Here is a 15,691-nt window from a genome sequence, read left to right on the forward strand (position 1 = left end):
ATATAGTTCAAAAATTATCCATGATTTCAATGTGGTTTTAGGTAACCCGTCACATATTGGTGCGAATAGTTTATCGTGGGCGCAAACCTTTGCGCTAGGGCAAAAGAATTATTAATTATTTAAAATTAAGCGGTTGCTTTATTACGTGGAAAGCCAAGTTATACGAGGGTTTGATCACAAAAAGGCCAGCGTTGCGCTGGCCTTTTGAAGGGTAAATTACATGCTTGTTAAGCTATGAAAATTAATGCACGGTTTTATTGTCTGAAGTTGCCTGCGTATACAGTTCGGTAATTTCAGGTTCGTCGAACGTGTATGACGTGCCGCAGTAATCACAATGTAAAGAAATTGATCCTTCTTCGGCTAAAATGTCATAAATTTCAGTTTTATCAACAGTAATGATCGCTGCACCGCTACGCTCACGAGAACAACCACAGTGGAATTCCACCGGTTGCGGTTCGTATAGGCGAACAGAATCTTGGTTGTATAGACGGTAAAGCAGTTCATTTGCAGGTAGTGTGAACAGCTCTTCGTTTTTCACTGTCGCAGTCAGTTGCTCTAGGTGCTCAAAGTCTTCAGGTGTACCCGTACCATCTGGCATTACCTGAATCATCATACCTGCTGCGTGCTTTTTGCCCTCATGTTCACCAGTGCGGATCCAAAGACGTGTTTTTAGCTGTTCTGAGTTTGCGAAGTAACCTTCGATAACGTCAGCTAGCGTTTCACCTTCTAGACCAACCACGCCTTGGTAGCGTTCGCCTTTTTTAGGTTCGATGGTGATCACCAGGTAGCCTTTACCCATCATGTCGTGCAGGCTTGCGTCTTCAGCAATGTCGCCTTCCCAACGTGCAACGCCGCGGATCTTCTGATCGTGGTCGCCGTTAATGACAGCTAGTGATACAGGACCATCACCTTGTAGTTGGATAGTGATTGAGCCTTCGAACTTCAAAGTTGCAGTTAAAAGAGTGGTTGAAACGAGTAGCTCACCCAACAGTTTTTGCAGTGCTGCCGGATATTCCTTGCTGGAGATAATACGTTGGTATGCTTCATCCAATTGAACCAACTCGCCACGTACTGAAAGATCTTCGAATAGGTAGCGGTTTAAAACATTATTTGCCATGGAGTGCTTTCCTCGTCGGTAATTCCGGCTTTTATTGGTGTTTGAACTTGATGATGTCGCGGCGCTGCTTCTTATCTGGGCGGCGTTCCGGACTTGGGTTGTGGGCGTTGAGTTTGCGCTGCATCGCATGCTCTTCACGTTGGCTGATGCTTGATTCAGTCTCGCGATATAGCGTTTGAGCGATAGGTGCGCCTCGGCGTTGATCAGAGATTTTCTCGATGATCACCGTCTTCTCTTCGTTACCTTGACGAAGGCGAATCTCAGCACCCAATTCAACGATTTTACTTGGTTTGCTTCGTTGCCCATTATAGTGGACTTTACCGCCATCGACCATATTACGAGCGATAGAGCGGGTTTTATAGAATCTGGCAGCCCACAGCCATTTATCTAGCCTTACGGCTTCATTTACGGAACTCATAGAACTCTGTGCAATCTAATCACTGCATTAATGGCGCAGTGACTGGTGGATTATTCACCTACAGATGGTGCCAAGGCTGTTTTTTTTCAAGGGAGTTGGCAAAAACGGCATAAGAAAAAGGTATGAAAAGGAACTTGTGATATAGTTCACTGCTCTTTGTTGAGTAGTAATTTTATTGCAATTTTAGCAAGATAGGGTCGACATTCTTTGACTTATACTTAAGGTCGACGGACGTAAGAATAAAGGAATCAATTCAGTGAAGCGTTTAGAGCTAAGTGCAGGATTAGCAAGCAGCCCGCTACTGGCTCAGATTAAGTCCAACAATCACACCATTCAAGCGAAACTTAGTGTGCTTCTTACTTGTCTATTTATAGCAATGACGGGTTGGATACTTGGCAAAGTGGTGTGGCTAGCAATGCCTCAAACTTCTGATGTGGCTCAATGGAAGCCGTCAGCAAGTGCTGTTGCGTCAACGAGTAAAAAAGACGCGATTGATTTTAGCGCCCTCCAAAATGCCAATTTGTTCGGGAAGTACACTGAGCAAAAGCCGGTCGTAATAGAACAACCTGTCGTGCAAGATGCGCCTAAAACCCGCTTAAACCTAACACTTGTTGGTGCAGTTGCGAGCAGCAACGCAAAAACGAGTTTGGCGGTTATTGCCAATCGAGGTAAGCAAGCGACATATGGTATTGGCGAAGAAATTGACGGCACACGAGCAGAATTAAAAGCGGTATTGGTCGATCGCGTGATCATTGACAACCAAGGTCGAGACGAAACCTTGATGCTACAAGGCATTGAGTACAGCAAACTGTCTGAAAGTCGACCGGTTAATCAACCCAAAGCTCAAAAAGCAAATAACTCATCCGCAGTGAGTGAAAAGGTTGATCAAATCCGCGCGGAAATTGCTAAAGATCCGCAAAGCGTATTCAAGTACATCAACATTTCTCCGGTTAAGAAAGACGGAGGGATTGTCGGCTATCGCGTTTCACCAGGACGTGATGCGGCACTGTTTAATGATGTCGGTCTAAAAGCTGGTGATATTGCGGTGCAATTAAACGGGATCGATTTAAGTGATCCATCATCTTCAGTAGAACTGATGCAAGTGATGAACGATCCGCAAGAATTGAATTTGACTGTTGAGCGTGATGGCCAACAGTACGACATCTATATCCAATTGTAATACTTAGGCAACCAGCGTAAGTTCAGGGAGACATACGTGAAACATTGGTTTAGCAAAAGTGCTTGGTTACTAGCAGGTACACTACTCTGCGCACCGGGTGCGATGGCGAACGAGTTTAGTGCTAGCTTCAAAGGCACAGACATTCAAGAATTCATCAACATTGTTGGTCGTAACCTAGAGAAGACCATCATCGTTGACCCATCGGTACGCGGCAAAATCGACGTACGCAGCTACGACGTTCTTAACGAAAAGCAATACTATAGCTTCTTCCTCAACGTTCTTGAGGTGTATGGCTATGCTGTTGTGGAAATGGACAACGGCGTACTGAAAGTCATCAAGGCGAAAGATTCAAAAACCTCTGCGATTCCAGTTTTGGGCGATGACAGTGCGCAAGGCGACAGCGTGATTACACGTGTGGTAGCGGTGCGTAACGTATCGGTTCGTGAGTTATCGCCGCTACTGCGTCAACTTATCGATAATGCGGGCGCGGGTAACGTCGTGCACTATGACCCTGCTAACATCATTTTGATCACAGGTCGTGCTGCGGTAGTTAACCGCCTTGCTGAAATCATCAAGCGTGTTGACCAAGCGGGTGACAAAGAGATCGAAGTGGTTGAGCTGCGTAATGCATCTGCTTCTGAAATGGTTCGTATCGTTGATGCCCTGAACAAAACGACGAACCAAAAAAGCACACCTGAATTCCTAGAACCAAAAATCGTAGCGGATGAGCGTACCAACTCAATCCTGATTTCTGGTGACCCAAAAGTACGTGCTCGTCTGAAGCGTTTGATTCGTCAACTTGATGTCGAAATGGCGACTAAAGGTAACAACCGCGTGGTGTACCTCAAGTACGCTAAAGCAGAAGACCTAGTTGATGTACTAAAAGGTGTCTCTGACAACCTACAGGCTGAGAAGCAAGCAGGTCAAAAAGGTGGTTCATCTTCTGCAAAACGTGGTGAAGTGGTGATTGCAGCTCATGAGGCAACTAACTCGCTCGTACTGACGGCTCCGCCAGATATCATGATGGCACTGCAGGACGTGATTTCTCAGTTGGATATCCGTCGTGCGCAAGTATTGATTGAAGCGCTGATTGTCGATATGTCTGAGGGGGACGGTATTAACCTTGGCGTTCAATGGGGCTCGTTGGAAACGGGTGCGGTTATCCAATACGGCAACACTGGTGCACCGATTGGTCAGGTGATGGTTGGTCTGGAAGAAGCGAAAGACGTCACTAAAACAGAAAGTTACTGGAACAGTGACAGCAATAAGTTTGAAACTCGGGAGTACACCGAAGAAGGTGACTATTCGACCCTAGCATCCGCTCTTGGTGGTGTTAACGGTGCTGCAATGAGCATCATGATGGGTGACTGGACAGCACTGATTACGGCAGTGTCATCGGACTCAAACTCAAACATTCTATCCTCTCCAAGCATTACTGTAATGGATAACGGTGAAGCGTCATTCATTGTTGGTGAGGAAGTGCCAGTAATTACTGGTTCTACTGCAGGCTCAAATAATGACAACCCATTCCAAACAGTGGAGCGTAAGGAAGTGGGTATCAAACTGAAAGTGGTTCCTCAGATCAACGAAGGTGACTCTGTTCAACTGAACATTGAACAAGAAGTTTCTAACGTATTGAGCCCAAATGGTGCAATTGACGTACGTTTTGGTAAGCGCCAACTAAACACCTCAGTAATCATTCAAGACGGTCAAATGCTGGTTCTTGGTGGTCTAGTTGATGAGCAGGCACAAGAAAGCGAGTCTAAAGTGCCACTGCTGGGTGATATCCCAGTACTTGGTCATCTGTTTAAATCAACCAGCACACAAACAGTAAAGCGTAACTTGATGGTGTTCATCAAGCCGACCATTATCCGTGATGGTATGACGGCCGATGGCATTACGCAGCGTAAGTACAACTTCATCCGTGCTGAGCAGCTATACAAAGCGCAAGAAGGTTTGAAACTGATGGATGACTCAAAAGTTCCAGTGATGCCTGAATTTGGTCAAGAACGTAAGCACCCTGCTGAAATCCAAGCCTTCATCGATCAGATGGTAAAGAATAATGGTTGATATGTTAGACACTGCGCCAAGTATGCGCCGTCTGCCATTCAGTTTTGCCAACCGCTTTAAACTGGTATTGGAGACGGAGCACCCTGAGCGCCCTCCAATTCTGTATTACGTAGAGCCGCTCAATCCTGCGGCTCTCGTTGAAGTACGCCGAGTTCTAAAACAAAACTTTATCCCTCAAGCGATGGATAAAGAAGCGTTCGACAAAAAGCTCACTGAAGCTTATCAGCGAGACTCTTCGGAAGCTCGTCAGTTGATGGAAGACATTGGTGCAGACAGTGATGACTTCTTCTCTTTAGCGGAAGAATTGCCGCACGATGAAGACTTGTTGGAGTCTGAAGATGATGCACCAATCATCAAATTGATTAACGCCATGCTTGGTGAAGCGATCAAAGAAGGGGCGTCGGATATCCATATCGAGACGTTTGAGAAAACCCTTTCGATTCGTTTCCGTGTTGATGGTGTATTGCGTGAAGTCTTAACCCCAAGCCGTAAGCTCGCTCCTTTGCTGGTTTCTCGTGTGAAGGTAATGGCGAAGCTTGATATTGCAGAAAAACGCGTACCTCAAGATGGTCGTATTTCGCTGCGTATTGGTGGTCGTGCAGTAGACGTGCGTGTATCGACCATGCCTTCATCACATGGTGAACGTGTCGTAATGCGTCTGTTGGATAAGAACGCGACTCGTCTTGATCTACACAGCTTAGGTATGACGCCGTCTGTGCATGATAACTTCCGTCATTTGATTGGTCGTCCTCATGGCATCATATTGGTGACCGGTCCGACAGGCTCGGGTAAGTCGACCACCTTGTATGCTGGCTTACAAGAGATCAACAGCAACGAGCGCAACATTCTTACCGTTGAAGACCCGATTGAATTTGATATCGATGGCATCGGTCAAACGCAAGTGAACCCGAAGGTCGACATGACTTTTGCGCGTGGTTTGCGTGCGATTCTTCGTCAAGACCCAGACGTCGTGATGGTCGGTGAGATCCGTGACTTAGAAACCGCACAGATTGCCGTACAAGCGTCTTTGACTGGTCACTTAGTAATGTCAACGCTACACACCAATACCGCAGTTGGCGCAATCACGCGTCTGCGCGATATGGGTATCGAACCATTCCTGATTTCTTCTTCGCTATTGGGCGTGCTAGCTCAGCGCCTAGTTCGTACACTTTGTTCTGACTGTAAAGAACCATACGAAGCGGATAAAGAACAGAAGAAGCTGTTTGGTTTAGAAGAACACGAATCATTGACTTTGCATCGTGCTAAAGGTTGTGAAGTGTGTAACCAGAAAGGTTACCGTGGACGTACTGGTATTCATGAACTGCTGATGGTGGATGAGAAGGTTCAAGAGCTGATCCACAGTGAAGCGGGTGAGCAAGAAATTGAGAAAGCCGTACGTGCACACACACCAAGTATTCGTAGTGATGGTTTAAGTAAGGTTCACCGTGGTATCACTTCTCTTGAAGAAGTCATGCGAGTGACCAAGGAAGCGTAATGGCAGCATTTGAATACAAAGCGCTGGATGCGAGAGGCAAACAAAAGAAAGGCACTATTGAAGGGGATAACGCCCGTCAGGTGCGCCAACGCCTAAAAGAGCAGGGCATGATCCCTGTTGAGGTGATGGAAGCCAAAGCGAAAGCCGCTAAGTCTTCAGGTGGTTCGGTTGGCTTCAAACGTGGTATCAAAACCGCAGAACTTGCCTTGATTACGCGTCAGCTATCAACGCTTGTACAATCTGGTATGCCCTTGGAAGAGTGTTTAAAAGCTGTTTCTGAGCAAGCTGAAAAGCCGCGTATTCGTTCGATGATCGCAGCAGTGCGCTCAAAAGTGACTGAGGGTTATCCGCTGGCAGACAGTTTGGGTGATTACCCACATGTGTTTGATGAGCTATTTCGTTCTATGGTGGCTGCTGGTGAAAAATCCGGTCACTTAGATGCGGTATTGGAGCGATTAGCGGAATACGTAGAAAACCGCCAGAAGATGCGTAATAAACTGCTTCAAGCCATGATTTACCCTGTGGTACTTGTGGTGTTTGCGGTGGGTATCGTGTCGTTACTGCTTTCTTCAGTGGTGCCGAAAATCATCGAACCAATCATTCAAATGGGGCAAGAGCTACCACAGTCGACGCAAGTATTGTTGTCAGCCAGTGAATTTGTCCAAGAATGGGGTTTAATCATCTTTGTTGTGTTGGTGGTGTTTTTCTATGGCTTGAAGCTCGCACTGCAAAGACCCAACTTCCGTTTAGCATGGGACAGAAAAATCCTCAGTCTGCCTTTGCTAGGCAAAATCTCTCGAGGTCTTAATACGTCTCGATTTGCACGCACGTTATCGATTTGTACTTCAAGTGCGATTCCTATTCTTGAAGGTATGCGCGTCGCGGTGGACGTTATGTCAAACCGATACGTGAAACAACAGGTCTTAGTGGCGGCTGACAACGTACGTGAAGGTGCAAGTCTGCGCAAAGCGTTGGATCAAACTCGCTTGTTTCCACCAATGATGTTGCACATGATTTCTAGTGGTGAGCAGAGTGGTGAACTAGAGAGCATGCTAACCCGCGCGGCTGACAACCAAGACCAAAACTTTGAATCTACAGTGAATATCGCTTTGGGGATTTTCACTCCAGTGTTAATTGCACTGATGGCTGGTCTCGTTCTTTTCATCGTAATGGCGACATTGATGCCAATGTTGGAAATGAATAACTTGATGAGCGGATAAAATTCGAGTTAAGTCGTGTCTATTGATGGCACGGCTTGAATCTAACTTTCGGAGAAAATAATGAAATTTAAGCGCAGTAAGCAACAAGGCTTCACTCTATTAGAAGTAATGGTTGTTGTTGTTATTCTAGGTATTTTGGCGAGTGTTGTTGTTCCTAACCTACTAGGTAACAAAGAAAAAGCAGACCAACAAAAGGCGATCACAGACATCGTGGCATTGGAAAACGCGTTGGACATGTACAAGCTGGATAACAGCGTTTACCCAACGACAGACCAAGGTCTAGATGCATTGGTGAATAAGCCTTCTAACCCAGAGCCACGTAACTACCGTGACGGTGGTTACATCAAGCGTCTACCATCTGACCCATGGGGCAACGAGTACCAGTACCTAAGCCCTGGTGACAATGGCACGATTGATATCTTTACTCTAGGCGCTGATGGTCAAGAAGGTGGCGAAGGTCCGGCTGCAGATATCGGCAACTGGAACATGCAAGATTTCCAATAAGCCCTCGCTTAAACCAGCACTAATGAAAAAAATGCAAAAACACCTCGGTTTTACATTGATAGAAATTCTATTGGTGCTGGTTTTGTTATCCCTTACCGCTGTCGCGGTGATCGCAACTTTGCCTACCAGTCAAAAAGACCTTTCCAAACAATACGCGCACAGTTTTTTTCAGCGCTTACAACTGCTTAATGAAGAAGCAGTACTAAGTGGCAAAGATTTTGGTTTGCGTGTTGATGACGTTAAATCTACCTACACTTTGTTGAGCTTGACCCAAGATGGCTGGCAACCACTGGAATTAAAGCAGATCCCAAGTGAAACCAAGCTTGAGGGGGATATTTCTCTGCAGTTGGATTTAGGTGGTGGTGCGTGGGATAAAGACGATCGACTGTTCGAACCTGGCTCCTTGTTTGATGAAGACATGTTTGCCGAGGAAGAGGACAAAAAGAAAAAGAAAGTGAAGCCACCTCAAGTGTTCATTTTCTCTAGTGCAGAGATTACGCCTTTCACCCTGTCATTCTTCCCTGAAGAGGGAGATGCATTTAACGATGGCTGGCGGATCATTGGTAAAGAGACTGGCGAGATAGAGTTATTAGCGCCAGGAGAAGAAGCAGAAGACGATGACAATACGACATTCTAAGCCAAATCGTATTGGCACATCGCACTGCAATACTCGAGGTATGACATTACTTGAGGTGTTAGTCGCACTTGCGATTTTTGCCACAGCCGCGATCAGTGTGATCCGCTCTGTGAGCCAACACATCAATACGGTCAGTTATTTAGAAGAAAAAATGTTTGCAGCTATGGTTGTGGATAACCAAATGGCGAATGTGATGCTCTCAACGGAAAAGCTTAAAGCAAAGAACGGTACTGAAGAGCTAGCAGGGCGCACTTGGTATTGGAAAATCACACCCGTTGCCACCACGCAGCCATTGCTGAAAGCATTTGATGTCAGTGTCGCGACTGAGAAAAACGCGAGCCCAGTGGTTACGGTGAGAAGTTATGTTGCGCAGTAAGATTCAACGTATCAACAAACACCGCAAACGCAATCAACGTGGTTTTACTTTGATTGAAGTACTGGTGTCGATTGCCATTTTTGCCAGCATGAGTGTTGCTGCTTACCAAGTCGTGTCACAAGTGCAGCGCAGCAATGTGTTGTCCCAAGAGCGTACTCAGCGCCTTAATGAGCTGCAACGTGCGATGGTGATGATGGATAACGATTTTCGCCAAATGGCAATGCGTCAGATGCGTACCAATGGCGAAGAACCATCAAAGCAACTACTGTTTTGGTCAGATTATCTGCTTGATTCAGATGCAAAAGGCGTGATGTTTGCTCGTCTAGGTTGGCACAACCCACAACAGCAATTTCCACGTGGTGAAGTCACGAAAGTGGGCTATCGCATTAAAGATGAAGTGCTGCAACGTGTGTGGTGGCGATACCCAGATACGCCAACAGGGCAAGAAGGGATCGTGACGCCTTTACTCACTCAGGTCGAAGAATTCGATATGCGCTTTTATGATGGAAAGTCATGGAAGAAAGAATGGGCAAGTAGCAGTGAGTTACCTAAAGCGGTATCGGTTATTTTGAAGCTAAAAGACTATGGTGAGATCACTCGCACCTATCTGACGCCGGATGGAAAACTTGCGTCAAGTAGCCAAGATAACTCTGGCGGTAGCAACTCGTCTGGGGGTAACAACTCCTCTGGAGGTAATAATGGCTAGTCGTCAACGTGGGGTCGCGCTCCTTATCGTTTTGATGCTACTTGCCATCATGACGACAGTTGCCGCAAGTATGTCAGAGCGACTGTTTTTGCAGTTTCAACGCGCTTCAAACCAGATTAATTATCAGCAGGCGTATTGGTACAGCTTAGGGGTAGAGGCTCTAGCCGAAATTGGTATTGAGCAAAGTTACAAAGACAGCGATACCATTAATTTAAGTCAGCCGTGGGCGATCAAAGAGCAGGTTTATCCGCTCGACTATGGTCAAGCCGCTGGTCGTATTATCGATAAACAGGCGTGCTTTAACTTGAACGTATTGGCAAGTGTCCAACCTAACGGCGCGCAAGCAACTCGTCCATACTTAGTGCAAGTTTTTCAACGCTTGATGGAAGAAATGGACGTTGAACCTTACCAAGCTGAAGTGATTGCCGATTCAACATGGGAATATGTTGATAGTGATAGCACAGTGCGTTCTACGACAGGTGTGGAAGACAGCACCTATGAAGCGATGAAACCCCAATACTTGCCACCAAATGGTTGGATGGCGGATGCGAGTGAGTTACGCGCGGTTTACCAAGTGAGTGGCGATATCTATCAGAAGATAGCCCCAATGGTTTGTGCGCTCCCAAGCGATGATTGGCGTTTGAACGTAAACACAATTGACGTTGAACAAGCACCGATCTTAGTTGCGATGTTTACGCCCGGCTTGAGTAGCAGCGATGCGGTGCAACTGATAGAAAAGCGTCCTTTTGATGGTTGGGATAGCGTTGATGAATTTTTAGCTGAGTCGGAATTAGCTGGCTTAAGTGGTGATGTAAAGAAAAATGCCAAAGGTTATTTGGGAGTAGACAGTTCCTTCTTTGAACTGGATGCACAGGTGTTGGTGGATGAATCCCGAGTGCGTATTCGAAGCCTTTTGCAAAGTACAAATAGAGAAACGGTGACTGTCGTTCGCCGTCGTTTTGGAGGAATCAGTGAGCGAGTTTCTGACCGTTCGGCTGAGTAGCGAACAACAAAGTACCATTCCATGGTTGGTGTGGTCGACACAACAGCAAGAAGTGATTGCCAGTGGTGAAATTGCCGGATGGGAGCATCTGGACGAACTGGTAGCCTACGCTGATCAGCGCCAAATTGTTGCGCTATTAGCCAGTAATGATGTTGTGTTAACAGAAGTAGATATCCCACCAGGCGCATCGCGTCAGTTTGACAGCATGCTGCCATATCTGGTGGAAGACGAAGTCGCGCAAGACGTGGACAACCTGCATTTCACAGTATTAAACAAGCAAGCAGAAACAGCACAAGTGTGTGCAGTGGAGCGAGCTTGGATTCAGACCATTTTGCAGCGTTTCTCCAGCCAAGGTCTTGTGATCAAGCGTATGTTGCCTGATGTTTTGGCAATGCCTGCGAATGATGAAAACAGTTCGGCTGCAATGCTAGGCGAGCAATGGTTAATTCGTCATTCTGACACTCAAGGTGCTGTGGTGGATGCATCCTGGCTTGATCTGTATTTATCCGCTTACCTTCAAAGTCATGAAGGTTGGGAGCTTGATTGCTACAGCTCTGTACCAGAATCAACGGTGCCAGATATCTGGGTAGCAAAACCAGAAGAAATGACCATGGCACTGCTGGCTAAAGGGGTTGCAGAGAGCAAAATCAATCTCCTTACTGGCGCTTTTAAACCGAAATCCTCGTGGGGCAAGTACGTTAAGGTGTGGCAGAAAACGGCGATTGCCGCTGGTGTGTTGTTGGTAGTACTTGTTGGTCAACAATTGTTGATGGTTCATAAATACGAAGCGCAAGCACAAGCGTATCGCGAAGAAAGTGAACGTATTTTCCGTCAAATATTCCCGAATAAGCGTCGTATCCCGACGGTCAGCTACTTGAAGCGTCAAATGACCGATGAAGAACGCCGTTTATCTGGTGGTTCGAGTGATGTGGCGATGCTGTCTTGGATCGCGGCACTGCCAACGACTCTGGGACAGGTGAATGATCTGCAAATCACCAGTTTTAAATATGACGGTCAACGTGGCGAAGTTCGTATTCAAGCGAGCAGCTCTGACTTCCAGCCATTTGAACAAGCACGTGTGAAACTGGCGGAGAAGTTTAACGTCGAACAAGGTCAACTGAACCGCAACGGCAACGTTGTGATGGGCAGTTTTGTGTTGAAGCGTCAGTGAGGTGATGATGAAGAATTTAATCGCACAAGCTCAAGCTTGGTGGAGCAGCATCTCGCAACGTGAGCAACGTCTGGTGATGGGCGGTAGCATTATTGCTGTCCTTGGCATCATTTACTGGGGCCTTTTACAGCCAATGAATCAACGAGCTGAATTAGCTCAGTCTCGAATTCAAAGTGAGAAACAACTGCTAACTTGGGTACAAGATAAAGCCGATGATATTACCGCACTACGTAAAAGTGGCGGTGTTAGCTTTTCCAATCAACCATTGAACCAAGTGGTGTCTTCATCTGCGCGCCGCTACAAAGTTGAACTGATCCGTGTACAACCGCGTAATGATAGCGTTCAGGTGTGGATTAAGCCTCTGGCATTCAATCAGATGGTGGATTGGTTGCGTTATCTAAAAGAACAACAAGGGATTGAGGTGGAATTCCTAGACATCGACCGTACTGAGCAAGCAGGTATGATCGACGTAAACCGCCTGCAATTTAAGCGAGGTTAAGGTGAAAAAAGCTTTTCTTTACGTTGTTATTTTTATTGCCTTTTTCTCGACTAGTTTAATTGCTGGTTTGCCAATCTCTTGGCTACTACAACAAGTGCCTATGGTGCGAGGTTTAGATATTCAAGGTGCGCAAGGCACGGTTTGGCAAGGTAGCGCATCCAATGTGCGTTGGCAGCGTCAAAACCTGGGAGAATTGAACTGGGACTTCCAACTGTCGGGGTTATTTACCGGTAAAGCCGAGTTTGCGGTACGTTTTGGTCGCGGTAGCGATATGGACGTTCGTGGACGAGGTTTGGTTGGCTACAGCCTTACCAGTGGTCCGTATGCTGAAAACTTAGTCGCATCTATTCCTGCGGCAAAAGTGGTTGAGCAGGCACGCCTTCCAGTTCCTGTTGGGGTGGAAGGGCAACTTGAACTGAACATCCGCCATGCGACATACGCAGCACCTTGGTGTAAGACTGCGGAAGGCACGTTAGTTTGGAGTGCGAGTGGTATTCAAAGCCCGCTAGGTAGCCTTGAACTTGGACCTGTCATTGCCGATTTAAACTGTAAAGACAGCGTATTATCAGCGTCTGGCGAACAGAAGAGTCAACAAGTATCAGCGGCGTTTTCCGCTGAGCTCATGCCAAATCAGCGTTACTCAACGAAAGCTTGGTTTAAACCAGGAGCGGAGTTCCCATCGGGTATGAGCGACCAACTAAAATGGCTGGGTAACCCTAACTCGCAAGGTCAATACGAGTTTGATTACAAAGGGCGTTTCTAGCCAAATCTGTCATTCAGAACATTATCAAAGAGCTGCCAGTGTGCAGCTCTTTTTGCTTTTGGATCATGGTAGGCTAAACCCTCTATTTGCTGTACGAAAACTTAGTTGGTTATTAGTTTGATCTTTAACCTTATGATTTTTATGTGAATAATGCGGCTTTGTGCAGGTTGGTAAGCATTTGGATCATAGTGGGCCAAATACTCCTAACGCTGTACAAAAGGCAAAAAGAAAGGCCACGAAGTGAATTCGTGACCTTCTTTCTCATTGATATAGTCAGGTTGAGTGGCGATCAATCTTTGTGTTGTAGAATCTCATTCCAAGGCAAATCAGCATCGCCAAGTACGATAAAGTTTGGGTTCTCCAACGTCTCGCGCTCATTGTAAGATAGCGGTTCAAGTTGCGTACTGAGAATTCGTCCGCCCGCTTCTTCTACAATGCATTGTGTAGCAGCGGTATCCCACTCGCCAGTTGGACCTAGACGTAAATAACAGTCCACTGCACCTTCAGCAACAAGGCACGCTTTGAGTGCGGCAGAGCCAAGTGGAATCAAATCGTAATTCCAAGCGCTACTCATGCGGCTCGTGATGCGGTTAATGTCTTGACGACGGCTGATCGCGATAGCAATGTTTTGTCCAGGTTGCTCATGTTTATGAGTGTGGATTTTTACACTTTCAGACATGTCTGGAATCTTCCACGCGCCCTTACCGTTGTATGCATAATACGTAACACCAGAAACCGGACCGTAGACTACGCCCATGGTGGGTTTGTTGTTGTCGATAAGCGCAATAATGGTTGCAAAGTCGCCGCTGCGTGCGATGAACTCTTGTGTGCCATCAAGTGGGTCGACTAACCAGTAGCGTTCCCATTGTGCACGCTGCTCTAAGCTGATATCTGCAGCTTCTTCAGAAAGCACCGGGATATCTGGCGTCAACTCACTTAAACGCTCGGTGATCAGCTTGTGCGCCGCGATATCTGCGCTGGTGACTGGGGTCTCGTCACTTTTAGTGTATGCTTCGTACTGCTTTTTCTCGTAAATATCGAGAATCAATTGTCCTGCGCTGCGAGCAATTTCGATGACTTGCGGAAGCAGGTGAGATAAATCTTTTGTCATTGGCATAAGTAATGGTCCTTTCTCACGATTATGGTCCAGCTCTTCGGCTGTGATTAATTTTGTTTGTGAGTGGTGTTTTGTAAGTGTTTCAGTGCCAACATCAACGCTGTGATGCTTCGTGCTTCACAAAAATCTAAGTGCGTTAATAGTTCTTCCGCTTGCGCTAATGGCCAGCGAACGATTTCTAATGGTTCTGGCTCATCACCTTCTTGTTTCTCTGGGTATAGGTTTTGTCCCAAGAACAGCGTCATTTTGCTCGAGAAGTAAGAAGGCGCAAGGATCACTTGTTTTAAGGGGGTTAGCTCATGAGAACCAAAACCAATTTCTTCTTTTAACTCTCGATCTGCTGCTTCTATCGGTGTTTCTCCAGGGTCGATAAGACCTTTCGGAAAGCCGAGTTCGTAGCGTTCTGTGCCCGCCGCGTATTCACGTACTAGCAGTAAGTCACCTTGCTCAGTGATAGGCACTACCATCACGGCATCGCGACCACTTGGTTTCATGCGCTCGTAAGTACGCAGTTCACCATTAGAGAAGCGAAGGTCGAGGGCTTCCACTGCAAACAGCTTAGATTGTGCGACCGTCTGACAAGAGAGTATCTCTGGTGGGGTCCTTTTCGACATAGCGCTGGCTCCTTAGTGTCGTTTACTCAGCGAGAGAAATGAGATTTCTTAATATATGAGAAGAAAGCTCGAGTTTCTAGCGTGATGATTCAGCTTAACTCAATTGAAAACAAAAATGGGAGGCAAACGCCTCCCATTTCTCGTTGATATGCATCGCTAACAAGCCATGAACGACTTAGTAGTAAGAGTGATCACCACGATCGTGCTCTGTTGCATCGCGAACTGCCGTCAGTTCACCAACGAATTGGTTTAGAAGTTCTTTTTCAATGCCTTCTTTTAGCGTTACATCGACCATTGAACAACCGTTACAACCGCCGCCGAATGCTACGATTGCGATGCCATCGTCTGTGATTTCAACTAGATTTACGTGACCACCGTGACCTGCAAGTTGTGGGTTCACTTGAGTTTGGATTACGTACTCAACACGTTCTACAAGTGGAGCGTCGTCCGCCACTTTACGCATTTTTGCGTTTGGCGCTTTTAGTGTTAGCTGAGAACCCATTTTGTCTGTCACAAAGTCGATTTCAGCGTCTTCTAGAAACGGTAGGCTTAGCTCGTCAACGTAAGCTGAAAAACCGCTGTAAGGGATTTCAGTGTCAGTTCCTTCAATGGCTTCTAGTGGGCAGTAAGACACGCCACACTCTGCGTTTTGTGTTCCTGGGTTCACGACGAAAATACGAATGTTTGTGCCTTCAGGCTGTTGACCTAAAAGGTTGGCGAAATGCGTTTGCGCAGTTTCTGTAATAGTAATATTTGACACGACGAATACCTGAGTAATTTTGTAGGCTATTGCTGCTATTC

General features: G+C 46.5%; 17 protein-coding genes. 12 read left to right on the forward strand and 5 right to left on the reverse strand.

Going from position 1 to position 15,691, the window contains the following annotated elements; translation table 11 throughout:
- Window positions 1–241 precede the first annotated feature (241 nt).
- Window positions 242–1,117, reverse strand: a complete 876-nt coding sequence (gene hslO, locus MHO32_RS00125) for an Hsp33 family molecular chaperone HslO (RefSeq protein WP_005448509.1) — start codon at window positions 1,115–1,117, stop codon at window positions 242–244.
- Between the two features lie 31 nt (window positions 1,118–1,148).
- Window positions 1,149–1,535, reverse strand: a complete 387-nt coding sequence (gene hslR, locus MHO32_RS00130) for a ribosome-associated heat shock protein Hsp15 (protein WP_005448506.1) — start codon at window positions 1,533–1,535, stop codon at window positions 1,149–1,151.
- Between the two features lie 256 nt (window positions 1,536–1,791).
- On the opposite strand from hslR, the gene gspC reads away from it, so the two are divergent.
- From gspC to MHO32_RS00190, 12 genes are read left to right on the forward strand one after another with little or no spacing between them, the layout of a single operon-like run.
- A complete protein-coding gene (gspC, locus tag MHO32_RS00135; RefSeq protein ID WP_239210474.1) occupies window positions 1,792–2,715 on the forward strand; it encodes a type II secretion system protein GspC in 924 nt (307 codons plus the stop codon).
- A 36-nt stretch (window positions 2,716–2,751) separates the two neighbouring features.
- Window positions 2,752–4,785, forward strand: a complete 2,034-nt coding sequence (gene gspD / locus MHO32_RS00140) for a type II secretion system secretin GspD (protein WP_239210475.1) — start codon at window positions 2,752–2,754, stop codon at window positions 4,783–4,785.
- A complete protein-coding gene (gene gspE, locus MHO32_RS00145; RefSeq protein WP_005448500.1) occupies window positions 4,778–6,280 on the forward strand; it encodes a type II secretion system ATPase GspE in 1,503 nt (500 codons plus the stop codon). Before gspD ends, gspE begins: the two co-directional genes overlap by 8 nt.
- The gene (gspF, locus tag MHO32_RS00150; protein WP_038897937.1) at window positions 6,280–7,500 is read left to right on the forward strand and encodes a type II secretion system inner membrane protein GspF; all 1,221 of its coding nucleotides are present in this window, start codon (window positions 6,280–6,282) and stop codon (window positions 7,498–7,500) included. The genes gspE and gspF overlap by 1 nt, the downstream gene beginning before the upstream one ends.
- A 60-nt stretch (window positions 7,501–7,560) precedes the next feature.
- Complete coding sequence (gene gspG, locus MHO32_RS00155) at window positions 7,561–8,004, forward strand: type II secretion system major pseudopilin GspG (RefSeq protein ID WP_005434493.1); 444 nt, start codon at window positions 7,561–7,563, stop codon at window positions 8,002–8,004.
- A gap of 31 nt (window positions 8,005–8,035) precedes the next feature.
- On the forward strand, window positions 8,036–8,641 hold the full coding sequence (locus MHO32_RS00160) for a prepilin-type N-terminal cleavage/methylation domain-containing protein (protein WP_033001300.1): 606 nt from the start codon (window positions 8,036–8,038) through the stop codon (window positions 8,639–8,641).
- Window positions 8,622–9,017 carry a type II secretion system minor pseudopilin GspI gene (gene gspI, locus MHO32_RS00165; protein WP_020480854.1) on the forward strand — a complete coding sequence of 132 codons (396 nt, stop codon included), beginning with the start codon at window positions 8,622–8,624 and terminating at the stop codon, window positions 9,015–9,017. The genes MHO32_RS00160 and gspI overlap by 20 nt, the downstream gene beginning before the upstream one ends.
- Window positions 9,004–9,723, forward strand: coding sequence for a type II secretion system minor pseudopilin GspJ (gene gspJ, locus MHO32_RS00170; protein WP_009702504.1), 720 nt, complete (start codon window positions 9,004–9,006; stop codon window positions 9,721–9,723). Before gspI ends, gspJ begins: the two co-directional genes overlap by 14 nt.
- The gene (gene gspK / locus MHO32_RS00175; RefSeq protein WP_005448494.1) at window positions 9,716–10,726 is read left to right on the forward strand and encodes a type II secretion system minor pseudopilin GspK; all 1,011 of its coding nucleotides are present in this window, start codon (window positions 9,716–9,718) and stop codon (window positions 10,724–10,726) included. The genes gspJ and gspK overlap by 8 nt, the downstream gene beginning before the upstream one ends.
- Window positions 10,695–11,897, forward strand: coding sequence for a type II secretion system protein GspL (gene gspL / locus MHO32_RS00180; RefSeq protein WP_239210476.1), 1,203 nt, complete (start codon window positions 10,695–10,697; stop codon window positions 11,895–11,897). The genes gspK and gspL overlap by 32 nt, the downstream gene beginning before the upstream one ends.
- A 7-nt stretch (window positions 11,898–11,904) precedes the next feature.
- On the forward strand, window positions 11,905–12,396 hold the full coding sequence (locus tag MHO32_RS00185) for a type II secretion system protein M (protein ID WP_005448492.1): 492 nt from the start codon (window positions 11,905–11,907) through the stop codon (window positions 12,394–12,396).
- A 1-nt stretch (window position 12,397) separates the two neighbouring features.
- Window positions 12,398–13,159: a type II secretion system protein N gene (locus tag MHO32_RS00190; RefSeq protein WP_239210477.1), complete on the forward strand. Its 762-nt coding sequence runs from the start codon at window positions 12,398–12,400 to the stop codon at window positions 13,157–13,159.
- 289 nt (window positions 13,160–13,448) lie between these two features.
- Here MHO32_RS00190 and cysQ read toward each other — a convergent pair whose 3' ends face one another.
- The 3 genes from cysQ to nfuA form a co-directional block, all read right to left on the reverse strand.
- Window positions 13,449–14,276 (reverse strand): 3'(2'),5'-bisphosphate nucleotidase CysQ, encoded by an 828-nt coding sequence (gene cysQ / locus MHO32_RS00195; protein ID WP_005448488.1) that lies wholly within the window; start codon window positions 14,274–14,276, stop codon window positions 13,449–13,451.
- Between the two features lie 47 nt (window positions 14,277–14,323).
- Entirely contained in the window at window positions 14,324–14,890 is a 567-nt protein-coding gene (gene nudE / locus MHO32_RS00200) for an ADP compounds hydrolase NudE (protein ID WP_009698975.1), read from the reverse strand.
- 175 nt (window positions 14,891–15,065) lie between these two features.
- On the reverse strand, window positions 15,066–15,650 hold the full coding sequence (gene nfuA / locus MHO32_RS00205; protein WP_239210478.1) for a Fe-S biogenesis protein NfuA: 585 nt from the start codon (window positions 15,648–15,650) through the stop codon (window positions 15,066–15,068).
- Window positions 15,651–15,691 lie beyond the last annotated feature (41 nt).

The organism is Vibrio sp. MMH1-50 (assembly GCF_022347645.1).
Taxonomy (GTDB): domain Bacteria; phylum Pseudomonadota; class Gammaproteobacteria; order Enterobacterales; family Vibrionaceae; genus Vibrio; species Vibrio harveyi.